16 protein-coding genes and 1 riboswitch are annotated in these 16255 nt (G+C 38.1%); of the genes, 1 reads left to right on the top strand and 15 read right to left on the bottom strand.

Translation table 11 applies throughout. The features are described 5' to 3' along the window. Positions 1-50: 50 nt before the first annotated feature. The 14 genes from MHB65_RS06415 to MHB65_RS06350 form a co-directional block, all read right to left on the bottom strand. Positions 51-1397 carry a sodium-dependent transporter gene (locus MHB65_RS06415; protein WP_342442803.1) on the bottom strand — a complete coding sequence of 449 codons (1347 nt, stop codon included), beginning with the start codon at positions 1395-1397 and terminating at the stop codon, positions 51-53. Between the two features lie 241 nt (positions 1398-1638). Next, complete coding sequence (locus tag MHB65_RS06410; RefSeq protein ID WP_205442133.1) at positions 1639-2226, bottom strand: ECF transporter S component; 588 nt, start codon at positions 2224-2226, stop codon at positions 1639-1641. A gap of 218 nt (positions 2227-2444) precedes the next feature. After that, positions 2445-2631: riboswitch (FMN riboswitch) on the bottom strand. A 137-nt stretch (positions 2632-2768) separates the two neighbouring features. Next, positions 2769-4055, bottom strand: a complete 1287-nt coding sequence (locus MHB65_RS06405; RefSeq protein ID WP_342442802.1) for an RNA polymerase subunit sigma — start codon at positions 4053-4055, stop codon at positions 2769-2771. Next, positions 4052-4606: an RNA polymerase sigma factor SigX gene (sigX, locus tag MHB65_RS06400; RefSeq protein WP_081011069.1), complete on the bottom strand. Its 555-nt coding sequence runs from the start codon at positions 4604-4606 to the stop codon at positions 4052-4054. The genes MHB65_RS06405 and sigX overlap by 4 nt, the downstream gene beginning before the upstream one ends. Before the next feature lie 57 nt (positions 4607-4663). Beyond that, the gene (locus MHB65_RS06395) at positions 4664-6439 is read right to left on the bottom strand and encodes an ATP-binding protein (RefSeq protein WP_342442801.1); all 1776 of its coding nucleotides are present in this window, start codon (positions 6437-6439) and stop codon (positions 4664-4666) included. Then, a complete protein-coding gene (locus tag MHB65_RS06390) occupies positions 6432-7148 on the bottom strand; it encodes a response regulator transcription factor (RefSeq protein ID WP_004232215.1) in 717 nt (238 codons plus the stop codon). Before MHB65_RS06390 ends, MHB65_RS06395 begins: the two co-directional genes overlap by 8 nt. A gap of 115 nt (positions 7149-7263) precedes the next feature. Continuing rightward, entirely contained in the window at positions 7264-8445 is a 1182-nt protein-coding gene (gene ccsB / locus MHB65_RS06385; RefSeq protein WP_342442800.1) for a c-type cytochrome biogenesis protein CcsB, read from the bottom strand. Beyond that, the gene (locus MHB65_RS06380; protein WP_342442799.1) at positions 8442-10118 is read right to left on the bottom strand and encodes a cytochrome c biogenesis protein ResB; all 1677 of its coding nucleotides are present in this window, start codon (positions 10116-10118) and stop codon (positions 8442-8444) included. The genes ccsB and MHB65_RS06380 overlap by 4 nt, the downstream gene beginning before the upstream one ends. 6 nt (positions 10119-10124) lie before the next feature. Beyond that, positions 10125-10664: a thiol-disulfide oxidoreductase ResA gene (resA, locus tag MHB65_RS06375; protein ID WP_342442798.1), complete on the bottom strand. Its 540-nt coding sequence runs from the start codon at positions 10662-10664 to the stop codon at positions 10125-10127. A 302-nt stretch (positions 10665-10966) separates the two neighbouring features. Then, complete coding sequence (locus MHB65_RS06370; protein ID WP_342442797.1) at positions 10967-11698, bottom strand: pseudouridine synthase; 732 nt, start codon at positions 11696-11698, stop codon at positions 10967-10969. Between the two features lie 301 nt (positions 11699-11999). Then, positions 12000-12572: a hypothetical protein gene (locus MHB65_RS06365; protein WP_342442796.1), complete on the bottom strand. Its 573-nt coding sequence runs from the start codon at positions 12570-12572 to the stop codon at positions 12000-12002. 119 nt (positions 12573-12691) lie between these two features. After that, complete coding sequence (locus MHB65_RS06360; RefSeq protein WP_342442795.1) at positions 12692-13762, bottom strand: serine hydrolase; 1071 nt, start codon at positions 13760-13762, stop codon at positions 12692-12694. Positions 13763-13842: 80 nt separating this feature from the next. Then, on the bottom strand, positions 13843-14436 hold the full coding sequence (gene scpB / locus MHB65_RS06355; RefSeq protein ID WP_342442794.1) for an SMC-Scp complex subunit ScpB: 594 nt from the start codon (positions 14434-14436) through the stop codon (positions 13843-13845). Further along, the gene (locus tag MHB65_RS06350) at positions 14408-15187 is read right to left on the bottom strand and encodes a segregation/condensation protein A (RefSeq protein ID WP_205442126.1); all 780 of its coding nucleotides are present in this window, start codon (positions 15185-15187) and stop codon (positions 14408-14410) included. The genes scpB and MHB65_RS06350 overlap by 29 nt, the downstream gene beginning before the upstream one ends. Before the next feature lie 55 nt (positions 15188-15242). On the opposite strand from MHB65_RS06350, the gene MHB65_RS06345 reads away from it, so the two are divergent. Next, complete coding sequence (locus MHB65_RS06345) at positions 15243-15749, top strand: DUF309 domain-containing protein (RefSeq protein WP_205442125.1); 507 nt, start codon at positions 15243-15245, stop codon at positions 15747-15749. On the opposite strand, the gene MHB65_RS06340 is transcribed toward MHB65_RS06345, so the two are convergent. Beyond that, a complete protein-coding gene (locus tag MHB65_RS06340) occupies positions 15746-16117 on the bottom strand; it encodes a GNAT family N-acetyltransferase (RefSeq protein ID WP_342442793.1) in 372 nt (123 codons plus the stop codon). The two genes, MHB65_RS06345 and MHB65_RS06340, sit on opposite strands and share 4 nt — an antisense overlap. Positions 16118-16255 lie beyond the last annotated feature (138 nt).

Below are 16255 nucleotides of genomic sequence, written 5' to 3'. Positions count from 1 at the left end.
TGTCATACTAAAAAAAGGTGTATTCCTGTTAGATGGAATACACCTTTTCTTTAATATTGCAGTAGCATATTAACAAACACGACAAGAATGATAATCGGTACGACAACTAACATTAACATACGATATGATGAATAATAGCCTTGTCCCATTTGACTACCCATTAACAATTCTCTTTTCACAAATTCTTTATCCACTACATGGGCAATAAAGATAGCAATGAATAAATTTCCTAATGGAAGCATGATGTTTGACACTAGAAAATCGGTTGCATCAAAAATACTTTTCTCAAAAATCGTTACATCCGATAGAACACTAGAAGAAAGTGCTGCTGGAATAGCTGCAATAAATACGACTATACCAAGTAAAAGTGTCCACATTGGACGGGATTTCTGACTATGTTCCATAAATGCCGCGACAATAATTTCATATAAACTAAATGATGACGTTAATGTGGCAAATAAAAATAGTAATAAAAACATCGCTAAAAATACTTCACCGAATGGCATTTGACTGAAAGCTGTTGGTAGCACCATAAATAGCAAGCCTGGACCCGCTGCTGGCTCTAAATCAAAAGCGAACACAACAGGGAAAATCGCTAATCCTGCTAAAAATGAGACTAGCACAGTTAACAGCACAACAGAACCTGCTGAATTTGGCAGACTTACATCCTTTTTTAGATAGGAACTATATGTAACAAGACAAGAGAATCCCACTGCTAACCCAAAGAACGATTGCCCCAGCGCTTCTAATAATGCCTTTCCAGTAATATTTGAGAAATCAGGCCATAAGAAGAATTTTACGCCCTCCATTGCCCCATCCAATGTAACAGCACGCACAACAAGGACAATGAACATTATAAAGAGTAGCGGCATCATCCATTTATTGGCCTTTTCGATCCCATTTTGTACACCTAACGAAATCACAAGTACATTGGCTAATGTAAACAATACTAAACCAACTAGCGTAATCCAAGGCGTACCTATAATTTTTCCAAATAGTTCAGCAGGATCTACTGCTGGATCGATTACAGCGCCAGCAACACCGAGCCCGCTATAAATAAAGATCCAACCTCCAACTACACTATAAAAAGTTAATAATAAAAAACAACCTAGTACACCCATTCGACCAATCCAAGCCCAGCTTGGCTTTGTCGGAGCAATTTTTTTATATGCCGTTACAGCCTCCGATTGTGTACCACGCCCCAAAACATACTCGGACAATAGCATTGGTAACCCTATTAACAAGGTAAATAACACAAAGATTAGGAAAAACGCTCCCCCACCACTTTGTCCCGTTACATAGGGTAGTTTCCAAATTGCCCCTAGTCCAATTGCAGCACCCGCTGATGCTAGAATAAATCCTAATTTACTAGACCACTGTCCCTTTTGTTCACTCATCTCTTCAAACTCCTCAAACATTCTAAACTCTTCCCTATTTTACATGAAAATATAGCTTTCGACTAGGTCATAATGATAAAGTACTAGATAGCTTGCTTACTCCATTACTTTTTTCTATGTTTATCCGTTAGTTTTGCCTTTCTTTCCGTTCCTTTTAGTAATTTATCCGTTACACCTTAAACCCTATCCATCATTCCTTCAACAAAAAACCTCGGGTATATTCACCCGAGGTTAGCGTATATTATTTTGATATATAGATAGAACGCTGACGGTCGATCCATTTGCGCATTGTTGTAAATAAAAACGCCATAATAGCCGTTAATAAAATACCTTTCACAATGTTAAATGGTAAAATCCCAGCGACAATCATTTTATAAAGTGAGTCACCTACAACAGGTTCCATTCCTAAGAAGTATGTGTACATTGGTAAAAATACTACATAGTTTAAAATACTCATGCCTACTGCCATAACGACTGTACCTGTTGCTAAACCTCCAACAAGACCAGCAATTGTTTTAAAGCGATTAAAAATAAAGCTTACTGGTAAAATAAATAAAATGCCTGTTGTAAAGTTAGCAATATGACCTACTGGCACACCTGTTGGCGTTCCTGAGAAAATCCAATCCAATACATTTTTAAATAACTCTACTAAAATACCAGCTACAGGCCCCATTGTGATGGCTGCTATTAATGCAGGCATATCACTAAAGTCCACTTCCAAAAATGCTGGGAACGGCGGAATCGGGAAATTAAAAAGCATTAATAAAAACGAAATACTGCTCAGCATACCAATCGTAATAAACGATTGAAGTTTAACATTCTTCTTCATAGAAAACTCTCTCCTCTTTGCTGATTCAATCTCGCAAGAAGAAAGGTGACGATCTTTCAATTGTTAGCATGAAAAAACCCTTATGCATGAAAAAGCACAAGGGAGAAAGGCATGACGAATAAGCGTCAATATAAACTATTTTTTGAGCACTGTTTAAAAAGCTCTACAAAAAAGCGCTCGGCTATAGTTCACTTCATAACAATGAATGACGATCGTACCTCCATCTTCTCCCATCCAGACTTTAACTGTCGGCCTTGGAATCACACCAAGTCAGCCATGCAAATAAATTTGCACAGGTCGCGGGCTGAAGAGTGTAGCATAAACCATTCGAGTTAATGAAAAACATTAACGGTTTACCACTCTATTACCGCCGGTCGGGATTTTCACCCTGCCCCGAAGATGAATCATATTATTTTATACTACAACCTTACTATAATTAATTATCAAGAAAAAGTAAATAGTTCTGCTTAAAAAAATCCGATTAGATTTGTATGTATTATAAAAATGGAGCATTCCATGCTACAGGAATGCTCCATTTTTGACTAAGGCATATATTGTTTATTTGGCCCCACAGGCTTTGGCAAATACGTTTTCAAATCGAATCCTTCCCAGCTTTCTTGGACCACATTATCTAAGCGTAATTGTTGGCCAAAGCCAGCAGCAGTTAACATCATGGCCTCAATCAATTGCGTGGCGCGGATTGGCTCCATCGATGCTAAATCTAAGGGGATATCAAATGTAACGACGACACCTTCCGCTTCCTCTTTCACGGTATAAGTCACGTTTTCAGGAACAACTGTTACATAAACATCATCATTTTTGTTTTTCATGAGTGTAAGTGCCTCTGTAACATTTGCAAATGTTTGACGGAAATCTGGTGACAGATATTCCGCACCATTACCATCTTGGTATAAATAATAATTAAAATGTTTGGCGTTTGTTAATGACATAGCTTGGCTTGGCTCGCCCTCTTGAGAAAACTCATAAGGTGTGCCATCTTCATTTTGAATCTCCACTTCCGTATATTCAGAATCTGAGAATGTATCTTCCAAAGTTCCTTTATACTCATTGACGGTAGCTGAAGCAACATCATAGTCATTGTCCTTTGGTAAAACGTGGACAAGCTTGTCTTCCTTCTCCTTCAGTTCACCTTTAAAAGGATGATAATCTGTAAACCCTTTGGCTTCTTCATCAATTTGAGGAGCGTATTTCTCATACATCTGTAGAGTAGAAGGTTTTTCTGTTCCAAAATCAGTTGCTACACGCTCATTTGGTATCACATATGTCATTGGCACACTTTCCGCATCACGTCCTGCTAAACCAATACGGAAAACGACAGCATCTTTCACATCTTCCTCATAGACAGATGACCGTAAAGATAACATGCGCTCATGCTCCGATACAATACTGGATTGAAGCGCTTCATCCTGCGTAGCAGCGTCTTTAGCAGAACGATCTTCCTGTAAAGTAGCGTAATTAGCCGTTTCTGGAGTACTAGCTAGATCTTTTTGGCTAGCATCATTATTCATGAACATGGAGCCAACGAGTACCGTTAGCGCGAAAACTGCTGCTACACTCGTAAAAATCGGCATTCTTCGGAACTTAAATCGTGATGGTCGTTCATCTTGGATCAAAGGTTTACTTTCTTGTTGTGCTTCTTCATTCTCTATAGGTTGTTGTATCGCTTCTTGAAGGTGACTATTATCCTGCAAGCGAGCATCTGCCATTAACCGATTTAATATTTCTTCTTTTGAACGGTGGTCAGAAAGCTTAGGGGCATTGTTCAATACATATTCAAGCTGTTCATCATCAAATGGCTTATGCGTCATTGCCGTTTCGCCTCCTGTTCTCTAATCGGCTGTAGCTGTTGCCTTAAAAATTTAATGGCTCGATGCTGGGTCGTTTTTACCTTAGCTTCTGTCCAATCTAGTATTTGCGCTGTTTCTGCGATCGATAAGTCCTGAAAATAGCGCATTATAATGACCATTTTTTGGTCGCCTGTACAGTTTTCAAGTGCTGATTCTACCTGCATAAATTCATCACTGGCCTGTAGCATATCTTCCGGTGATGGTGTGGTTGAATGGAGCTGTTCCGTTTCCCAGTCAAAGAAATCATGTGAATGCTTTTGGCGTACAGCTTGCTTTCTAAAATGATCAATCGCTACATTTTTGGCAATAGCAAATAGCCATGTTTTCTCACTACTATTCCCTGCAAATTGATCATATGAGCGCAACACTCGTACATAAACTTCATGTGCTAAATCTTCGGCAAGTGTACGGTTTTTTACTAAATATATTAAAAACTGAAACACGTCTTGGTGATATGCATCGTATAGTCGATGGAACACGGAGTCATTCAAAGCACTCCACCCCCGTTCTATAATATTTGTCGTCTTACATTCATAGAAGTTACAGCCAATTAATAGCAATACATGTTATTAATCGAACGGTAAATAAAACGTGAAGGTCGTACCCTCTTTCAGCACACTGTCTACCATAATATTACCTGAGTGTGCCTTCACAATATTTCTAGCAATGGCTAAGCCGAGACCAGTTCCGCCTTTGGAACGGGTACGTGCCTTATCGGCTTTGTAAAAGCGTTCAAAGACATATGGTAAGTCATCCTGAGGAATGCCATGCCCTGTATCTTGAACAGATATTTTAGCAAATGTCGGCTCCTGCTCGATTTTTACAGTCACAGACCCTTCATCTGTATGTCTAAGTGCATTATCGACTAAATTTGTAAGCACTTGTTCAATCCGATCCTCATCAATATTAATCATGGCCTCGTCATTAAATTCACTGTCAAATTGCAGACGAACGTGCTTTTCCTTTGCTACCTGAGCAAATTTTTGTGTAATACGCTCGAATGTCGAATTGATCGGTAATTCATCTTTATAAAGCGTCATATGCCCTGATTCCATGCGTGCCAAATCTAATAGATCTGTCACAAGGCGACCCATTCGCTTCGATTCATCATAAATGATTTTGGTAATCTCATTACGCTCTTCCTGATCCTGAATAAAATCATCGTCCATTAATGCTTCAGAGTAACCTTGTAGCATAGCAATCGGTGTCCTTAGTTCGTGAGAGACATTGGCTATAAAATCGGATCTTAGTTTTTCTAAGCGATGTTGTTCAGTCATATCACGAATAACAGCCACAGCCCCACGTATCATTTCACCACTATAGAGAGGACTAATCGTAAATGTGTAGTAGTTGCCGTCCATTTCAATTTCCTCTTCTAGTTTATCCTCAAACATCAGCACATGATCAAGCATATGATACAGCTCTGGAGGGATAGGCTTTGCACTTTGCGAGCCTTTATTCACAAACCACTTTTGCATTAAACGTTCTGCTGGTGGGTTACTTAATAATATTGTACGATCACGGTTAAAGGTAATCACTGCATCTGTCATAGAAGTCAAAATATTCGAAAGCTGTTCGTTTTCTTGATTAATAACCTCTAAATTATGCTTTAATTGACGGCCCATTTGATTGAAGGCAACGGCAAGTTGACCAATTTCGTCATTTTGCGTTGTAGGCATTTTCGCTTCAAAATTCCCTTTCGCGATTTCAAAAGCCAACTCACGCATTTTTCTTAATGGCGAAGTAATACGTGAAGAAAGGAAAAATGCGAAGAATGTCGTCAGCACAAATGCTATGAAGGCAGCTAAAAAGACAATTTTCGTTGTTTCCTTAGACGTTTTATGTAGCGCATCTGGGCTTTGATAGATGAAGACAGCTCCATGTACTGTATTTTCAACATTTAGGGGGAAACCAAGTACGACATACGATTCCATCTTTTCTTGATCAGTAGAAGAAGGCATCATCATTTCTTTAATAATGGGTTCATCTGATTGAAACACTTCATGAAAAGATTTATTGGCTAAAATAGTATCTTGTATTTCTTTTTTGTTGACACCCTCCTGCATTGCAAAGGATACTTCAACATGGCTTATCGCAATCAATGCATTGGTCCCTGTAGGTAAAATATCTTTTAATAATTCCGAAGTAGATTCTGCTGTTTCATTGTCATCTACTATACTTGCCACTGTTGCAGCTGTCTGACGCAATGAAATTTCTGCTTGCTGCATATGATAATTTTGAAGAAATTCAAGCATTAATACCGTGAAAACAAATAATACAAATGAAACGAGAAGCAATATGGTTACCCATAGCTTCCCGACAACACTATTCCATATTCTATTCATTGACAACCTCAAATTTGTATCCAACGCCCCAAACTGTCACAATCATTTTAGCAGCGTTTTCAGAAACTCGGTTGAGCTTTTCACGTAACCGTTTTACGTGTGTATCCACTGTACGTAAATCACCAAAGAAGTCATAATGCCATACTTCTTTTAGTAGTTGTTCACGGTCAAATACTTTGTCTGGCGATTTCGCTAAGAAATACAGTAATTCATACTCTTTTGGTGTTAAATTGACCTCAATCCCCTCTGCTGTTACACGGTGTGCATCGTGATCAATCATTAAATGCTGGAACACCACCAAATCTTTTGAAGAGGATGCATTCGTCGTTGGTGAGAAAGCTTGTGAACGGCGTAAAATAGCCTTCACACGTAAAACAACCTCACGAGGACTAAATGGTTTTACAATATAGTCATCTGCGCCAAGCTCAAAGCCTTGTACACGATTCGCTTCTTCGCCTTTTGCAGTTAATAAAATAATCGGTGTTGCTGCGCGTTCTCGAATTTCCGCACACACTTCTAGCCCATCTTTTTCAGGCATCATAATATCAAGTAAAATACAGTGATACTCTTTTTCTAAAGATTTCTCGATCGCTTGTTCACCATTTTCTGCCTCGTCAACAAGGTATCCTTCTCGCTCTAGATACATTTTTAATAAGCGGCGAATACGATCCTCGTCGTCTACTACTAATACTGAAATATTTTCTGACACTTTCACGATCCCTCTCTTCCAATCTTTCTCTACCTTCTATTGTACATGCTGTGACACATATTGAAAAGAAAAGAAAGCCTCTTCGCTACAGCGAAAAGGCTTGTTGTTTCACAGGTTACGCGTAGGAGTGTAAACCTGCAAGGATTAAGTTAACAGCAATTAGGTTGAATAAAATAATCCCGAAACCAATTAATGCTAACCAAGCAGATTTTCGACCTTCCCAGCCTTTTGATAAACGTAAATGCAGGAATGCTGCATAGAATAACCATGTAATAAGAGCCCATACTTCTTTTGGATCCCAACCCCAGAATCGACTCCAAGCAATTTGTGCCCAAATCATCGCAAAGATTAAAGCACCTAGGGAGAATACAGGGAAACCAATCAACACTGAACGATAACCAATTTCATCAAGTAATTGTAAATTGACACGTTTAACTAGTGGTTGGAAAATGGCACTAATTCGACGGCGAGCGATTAAACGAATTAATAAATACAAAATAGATCCTATCATTAATGACCAAACAACAGTTGTTAATTTTTTAGCATTAATTAATGCTGGCATTTCTACTAATGGTGACATGCCATGTTCTTCAACCACTTCATATTCATTCATACCGAAAATCGGAGGTAAATTGTAAATAATTTTACGAGTAGTTCCTTCTTTATCCACATAATTATAGCTAGACTCATAATCCATAGCACTAAATGTAGATGTTACCGCAACAAACCCAATAACTACTACAAGACAGTACATCACGGCCTCTAACCAAAAACGTTGTTTAGAACGCTTCGTTAAATCTACTACTTTTAATAAGTAAATAAGTCCTGCCACAGCACTAATAGCTAAAATAGATTGCCCTAATGCTGCTGTAATAACGTGAATCGTTAACCAATAACTTTGTAACGACGGCACTAATGGACTTACTTCTTTCGGGAACATTGCTGCATAAGCGATAATTAAAAGTGCTACAGGCAATGCCACTAATCCAAGTGCAGTCAAACGATAAATAAAATAAATTAAGATAAACGCACCGACAATGAACATACCAAAGGCAGTCGTAAATTCAAACATATTACTTACTGGCGCATGTCCAGTATAGATCCAACGCGTAATAAAATAGCCAAGCTGTGATAGGAAACCAATAATGGTAACCACAATGGCAAGCTGGCCCCATTTGCCAGTATTCTTACCAGTAGCATTAGCTTGCTTAATTGAACCACCAAATAATAATGTCGCAACTAAATAAGCAATAAACGCTACAAATAATAAGTTTCCACTTATATCAATCAAACTCATAAGGTGTTGTCACCTTCCTTTTCTTTAATGCCACCATTTGTGGACTCTTCGCCAGCCTCATCTTTCTCTAACTGATCTGTATACGGAGGCAATGCAGCAAATGTTGTGACAGCATCTAAATCCTTTTTCATGCTGAACATATTTTTGTTGACATGGGCAGCCATTAACACACGGCCGTCTGGTTCCACTTGCAGCCATAAACGACGATGATTCCAATAAGAGCCAATCGCAACACCGATCATAAAGATGACACCCCCAACAAACAGAATAGGGATGGTACTATCTTTACGTACCGTAATACCTGACATGTCACGCATTTCTGCACTAGCAAACTTCATTCTGTATTTATTTTCACCAAGTGGTTCTAAAGGAGGTTGCATAATTTCAACAAAGCTTACTTCTCCTTCTGGTGTTTCTGGTGTTGTCATTTTAAATAAAAACGCGGGATTATTTGGAATTGATGTTTTTGTTTGTGGCTCACCATTTTCAAACCCATCAAAATCTGGTGTATACACTAGTATTTGAACGGATGAACCATTGCCTAAATCATATTCTTTTTTAGGGTTTGTTAAATCAATCTCTACCTTACCTAATGATTTCTCCGTCGTCTTATTAATTAATTCAAAATTCATTTGTTTTAATTCATTTAGACGATAATCCATCTGGTAAAGAGCAAAGCCATCTTCTTTCAAAGGGTGGTTTACACGAATGGAATAGTCTTTTACTTTTTCTAGATTTTCCGTATCCCCTGGTAATGCGTCTTTAGGCTGCTTGTACAGTGTAATATCGGTCTGGAAGTTTTTAGCTACTACATTCACACCCTGTTTAACTTGCTCTCCTTGAGGTGTATTATCATGTGTTTCTAAAATAAAGTCACGGTTTTCAATGAAATAACCTTCCATCCCACTGATCGCTCGTGTTTCACCTTCACGCACCCATATCGATTCATCCACATAGAATCCTGGGATTAGACGTAGCATGACCCCACCTAAAAAAATGATGAGACCTACATGGTTTATGTACGGGCCGTAACGAGAGAAGCGTCCTTTTTCAGCTAAGAGAGCGCTACCATCTCGACGAACAGAATACTTCATCTCAGTCATTTTTTGAGCCACTTTATCAAGCGTTTCATCCGCACTCGCCGTCACTTGTCCTTCTGCAACAATGCGCTGACGCTTCATAAAGCTTTCATGTCTTTTAACACGTTGATTCTTTAATGATTTATAAAGCGGAATGCCTCGGTCAAGACTTGCCACAATAATCGATACTGCCAGCATACCAACTAAAATTTGGAACCACCATGAGCTATATAAATCTGAAAGCCCCAACGTATAATAGATTTTTCCGAATGTACCATATACGTCTGCGTAATAAGCTCCTTTCTCCATATCAGAAGCTTTTACGTAAAACTCTTGCGGTAGTAATGTTCCGATTGAAGCAGCAATTAATGTGATAATAATTAAGGATATACCTACTTTAACACTCGAGAAGAAATTCCATATTTTATCGATGAAAGATTTGTTATATGTTTTGGAGCGAATGGCCATACCATCATAGCGCATATCAACAACCTTATTTTGTTTTTCTTCTTCGGTTAAAGGACGACCACATTTCTCACAAAGCTTCGTGCCGTATGGATTACTATGACCACAAGCACAAATGATTTTTTCCATCGTCATTTACTCCTTATCTGGCTTCACTAATTCCATGTACGAAGCAATATTTTCCTCCGTCATTTCACCTGTAATAATTTTGGCTACTTTGCCTTCTGGATCAACTAGCACTGTTGCAGGTAATTGACCTACATTATAAGCAGTCATCACACTTTTTGTTTTGTCGATAACTACAGGAAATGACAACTCATATCGATCGACAAAATTCTGTACTTCAAAATCTGTTTGAGCAATATTGACCGCTAATGTTTGTACACCCTGATCTTTATACTCTTGATACTGATTGTCCATCGCAGGCATTTCCTTCTCACAAGGCTTACACCAAGTTCCCCAGAAGTTTAAAAATACCCCTTGTCCTTTATAATCCGACAATTTATGCTTTTCACCGTTTAAATCTACTAACGTGAAGTCAGGTGCTTTAGAGCCCACTGCTACTAACTCTACTTTTTCCTTTGTTGCTGTTCCATATACTGTGTACCCGATTGCCAATGCTAACACAGCTAAAATGACCGTTCGCAGTACAAGACGTTTTTTCTTTTTCTCCAAGTTAATAAACCCCCTATCAATTACGGCTTGCGTATGCTTCTACATAATGAAGATACAAATAGAACTTTTTCATGCTCTATACGTCTATAAGTATGTAAAAACTTCTTTCACACTGACGTCAACAATACCGAATTAAATGTGTTACAGCTATAGTAGGTGTACTATTCTCACCTATTATAGCAAAATGATACAAAAACACTTAGCTATTAATTATGAATGATTTATGAACGATTTCACCACAAAGAAAGTGTAAACATCCAAATACCTCTTGTGGTATCCACACTTTCTTCTGGCAAATTTCATTAATCCAGCTTTCCTGTCTCTGCTAACACACGTAGTTGCTTGACTTCATGCTTTGTTAATTCACGGTATTCTCCTGGAGAAAGGCCGAATAAATCTAAAAAAGCAAAGCGTTCACGTTTTAATTTGACAACGGGTGTCCCAATCGCTTCGAACATACGACGAACTTGGCGATTACGGCCTTCATGAATCGTGATTTCACAAATGGCTTTGCCAGCTTTTTCGTCAAAGGATGTCATACTTACCTTAGCTGGTGCTGTCTTACCATCCTCTAATTTGATCCCTCGTTGAAGCTTTTTAAGCCCTTCAATTGTTGGCACACCTTTGACACGAGCGATATATGTTTTGTCAATTTTAAACTTCGGATGTGTCAACATATAGGAAAATTCTCCATCATTTGTCAATAGCAATAATCCAGATGTATCATAATCAAGACGACCAACTGGGAAAATACGTTGCGGAATATGATGAAATAAATCTGTGACAGTTTTGCGTCCTTTATCATCTGTTACAGCAGAAATTGTTCCACGTGGTTTGTAAAGTAAGTAATATACCTTATCTTCTTTTTCTAATTTCACACCTTCTACTTCAATTGTATCGGAATTAGATACCTTTGTTCCCAACTCACGAACAACTACACCGTTTACTTTAACTTTGCCTTCTAAAATCAATTGCTCTGCCTTGCGCCTTGAGGCAACACCTGCATAGGCAATGACCTTTTGTAATCTTTCCATTTTTTCACCTCTAGTTTTCTTTCACAATAACACTTTCTTCATCATTCGATTTCGATCCAATGAATAGGGTTATTTTTTCCCGCTAATCTGTGAAAATTATGTCATACTTTTAGACATTATTAAAGAAAAACAAATTTCACATTTTTTATTTGAGTATTCCAACTAATTTCGCATTAGCTAATTTCTTAACATTTGAACCTGCATTTTGTTTTGTTTACTAGCAGTATACTCAGTTAGCAATAATGTGAATCGATTGTAAAATCTTTATTTTAACAACAAAAAAGCTACCATTCGGCAGCTTTTATTTGTATACATTTTCAATTGTTAGGCCACGTTGGTTTAACTCATTGGCTATATAGTTTTTAGCCAGCATCATGTTGCCTGCCAAAGATTCTTCAATTGTGGAACCATCTTGAAATTTAAAAACCAGATGATCAGGCTTTGTCACACCACTTTTTTCTAGATTCACTTGCTCCACTTTCACAACTTCTTCCCACCCGACAAAATCAGCTTTTAAACTAAAAATTGGACTCCTATAGATACCGTTTGAATCTATCAATTTATAGGTATTAAAGCTTAATGCGATGAAACCTAAAGCAATTAATAAGGAAGCAGACACTAGACCACGTTGAATATTCTTGCTTTTTTTCGTTTCAGGTATGATCAAATAATTGATTAGTAGTACAAGAGCCATGACAAATAAAGAGGCCATAAAGATAATATAAGCATTAAAATAAGGTGCAAAATAATAAAATTCTTTTGGTCGATATAGCATCTCTTGAATTGGATATAGTAGAATGACAGGGACAATTAAACTTGATAAGAATAAGACAATTATTAGCCCAAATTGAATTTGTCTACCTTTACTTTCCATGGAAGCATTCCTCAATTTCCTCACCCCTTTTTTCGAAAATTAAGAATTCAACCTTCATTATCATTTTACCAAATTTAACATCAATTAATCAAATAATGTAAAAAATCAGCAAATCGTTTTTAACGATCCGCTGATTCAACTTTTACTGGCATTGCATAAATACGTTCTTCGCCTATAAAGATCGACAAGACTGCTTCTTGACGTTTTCTTGAAACATGTAATACTTGCCGAACTTGTTCTTTTTCCTCTTTATTTAATTGTAGGCGAACGGGCTCTTGTAAACGAATAGCCAACTTTTTATTGACATTGTATTTACCCTTCTTCACTACTGTTTCAAGACGATAATCTTGCCATATTTTATTGGATAAGCCTCGATGTACATTCCAATCATCGGATGCATTTAATGTGACAACAATGCAGGTTTGCCCGTCCTTTTGAAAGGCCGTTGCAAGTGTTCGTCCAGCAACCTTGGTAAAGCCCGTTTTTCCAGCAAAAGCAGTACCAGTGGCTGACTTTAAGGAACTAACAGGTTGCTCTGTCTCATCATCTATATCTGCCGCCATTCCCGAACCTTCTCTTAATAAACGGTGTTTATTTTCCCATAGCATTCCGTTTACTGTATTCGCCCGGTAAAGAATCGTTGAAGCAATTTTCTCAAACGTTTTATTTTGCAAAGCAAGTCTTAACATCTCAGCAGTATCTCTCGCTGACGATAAATGCTCATCATGATGGAGACCAGATGGATTCATAAAGACGGTATTGGTAAGACCTGCAATAACGGCTCTTTCATTCATTAATTTGACAAAGCCCTCTACAGAACCCCCTACATGTTCGGCTAAAGCTGTGGCAGCATCATTGCCTGACCGTAGCATTAAGCCATACAATAACGTTTCGACTGTTACCGTTTCACCAGCCTGTAGGTAAATAGAACTTCCCTCAGCCATAGCAGCCTTTGGGGATATAACGACTTCATCCTGCAAGTCACTATTTTCGATTGCCACAAGTGCTGTCCAAATTTTTGTTAGGCTAGCAATAGGTAATCGTTCATCGCTATTGGACCCTATTAAAACCCGACCTGTATCGCCATCCAAAACAGCATAGCCGCTTCCTCCTCTTGCAAAGCTAGTTTGAGGAAGCATTACCATGAACACAATGATCATGAACAGTGTTAAACGAAATAACCGAAGCAACGAGCCACTCCTTATTCAATGTGATAGGAAATTATAGATTTAAATTTATGTTGAAGGCTACACATTATACCTAATTACCATTATTTTGCCCCGCTAAAAGTCTCTTGGAACTTCGTCATAAATAAATCTGTTTCTTGTTCTGTATCAACAAGGTCCTCATCAGGTAGAGGAGGCATTTCTTCTATATTATTTAAGCCAAAATAATGTAAAAACTCTTTTGTTGTTCCATATAAGATGGCACGTCCAGTTCCTTCTGACCGTCCTACCTCTTTAATTAAGCCTCGTGAAACTAACGTTTGGATTGGTCGTTCACACTTGACGCCACGCAAATCTTCTATCGCTACACGGGTAATGGGCTGTTTGTATGCAACTATCGCTAACACTTCGAGGGAGGCTTGAGATAAGGATTGTGAGGTTGGATTTTCTACTAATCTTTGAATTGTATCGGCAAACTCAGATTTTGTAATGAGCTGATAGACGCCTGCAATTTCTTTCACCGTAATTCCTCTTGCTAAATCTTCTTCATAGGTTTCTCTCAATGTATTCATTGTTTGCAGAATCAACTCTTCCTGCTCTCCTAAAAGTTGTGATAGTTGTTTAATCGTTAAGCCATCATCTCCCACAACAAATAATAAGGCTTCAATTCTACTCTGTAACATCAATGTTTTCGTCATCTTCCCATTCCTCCTTCTGTAAGGTAACCGTTAATTCTTCAAAGTTACCATCTTGCTCTACGATGACGATCTGACGTTTCATCAGTTCAAGAAGGGATACAAACGTCAGAATAAGTGTTGGCTTATCTTCATAGGGAAAAAGCTCGAAAAATGATGCACGTCCACCTGTTAATCGTAAAGAATCCACAACAGAACGCATTTGATCTTTTACTGATCGTTCCTGCCTTGCTACAGTTGTTTTTAATGGTTTCTTTAATTTTTTACGACGCATCAATTTTTGAAATGCGCCAAGCATATCATAGATATTCACATTCAAATCAAATAAAGCCATCTGTTCTTCTGAGGCTAATCCTGTTAAATCCGCAGGAGGCCTTGTAAATACTTGTGCTCTGTCTGTTTCAAGCTCTTGCAAATTACTTGCTGCTTCCTTGTATTTTTTATATTCGATTAAGCGTTGCACCAGTTCTTCACGAGGGTCAGGTCCGTCCACTTCTAATTCTGCGTCCTCCATCTCTCCTTCGTGAATCGGCAATAACATGCGGCTTTTAATTGCCAGCAAGGTTGCTGCCATTACTAAATATTCACTTGCTTCATTTAATTCCAGTACTTGCATTGCATGTATATGGTCGATATATTGTTGTGTAATTTCAGCCATTGGGATATCATAGATATCAATTTCCAATCTGTGAATTAAATGCAATAATAAATCAAGAGGCCCTGAAAAGGCTTCTAATTTTACTTCATAAGACATTATTTTACCACCCTGAGATTCTATGTTCTTTTAGTATAGTGGAAAGGAGTCCAAAATGCATCCGCAGCATCATACTTTATTTATAGATTACTGTGCCTATTTTAATGGCAATCAAGATTTTTTTGAATGCCATGAAGTGCTAGAGGAATATTGGAAGGAAATTGCACCTGGTGATAAAATGCATCCACTTGTCGGCTATGTACAGCTGGCAACAGGTTTCTATCATTGGCGACGTGGTAACAATACTGGTGCTAAACGAATTTTAGAAAAAGCACTTCATAATTTTCAAGTAAATGAAGGGCATATTTTTTTCCAAGAAATTGATTATCATGAACTCCTAACACAAATGACAATAGCTCTTACTTCGATAAAAACGGGCAAGTCCTTTCAAACTTTCCAGCTCCCTCTTTCACCTCACTTGCTGGAGTTAGCCATAGCACGTATAAAGCTTTTGCCATCGAACAGCTCAAATTATCTTCTTCATAAACATATGCTACGAGATCGCTCACATATTCTTGCAGAGCGACAAGAAAGCAAACAAAGAAAAAGCAGACGGTGTTAATCGTCTGCTTTTTCATCGGTACAATGAATACATTTTCGAACGAAACTACGTGTTTCATCTGTAGCACGTACACTTTCATATTGGCCAAGTTCCGCCACTTCTTGAAGCATCTCGGTTGCTACACCCTCGCCCCTATAGGAAGGGATCACCGACACGTGCTGGATCGTAGCTATATTATGCTCATCAACAACAAGCCCTACTATGCCAACATATTCATCATTCTTTTTCCATAAGTATAAAACCCAATTATCATCATTTTCATAGGAGTGGATGGTTTCTGTAAGCTTTTTTACGTCTTTTTCGTTAGGCATAAACGAAAGTAGCCCCATTGCTATTTTCTCTAAAGCTTTTTTATATCGAATTAACATATTTGTCTATTCCCTCTTTTTCTAGCTGTACATAATCTTTGACTATCCTACACGATTTGTACTTTTACCGCAAGCCAATTTCTGTCTTACGAACCAGGTCCGAGAATACCTTTCGACGCCAACACCCAATAGACTACG

The sequence above is a fragment of the Lysinibacillus sp. FSL K6-0075 genome (genome assembly GCF_038592945.1).
Taxonomy (GTDB): Bacteria; Bacillota; Bacilli; order Bacillales_A; family Planococcaceae; genus Lysinibacillus; species Lysinibacillus fusiformis_F.
The sequence above is the reverse complement of the archived record's forward strand: the minus strand, read 5'-3'. Positions and strand labels throughout refer to the sequence as shown.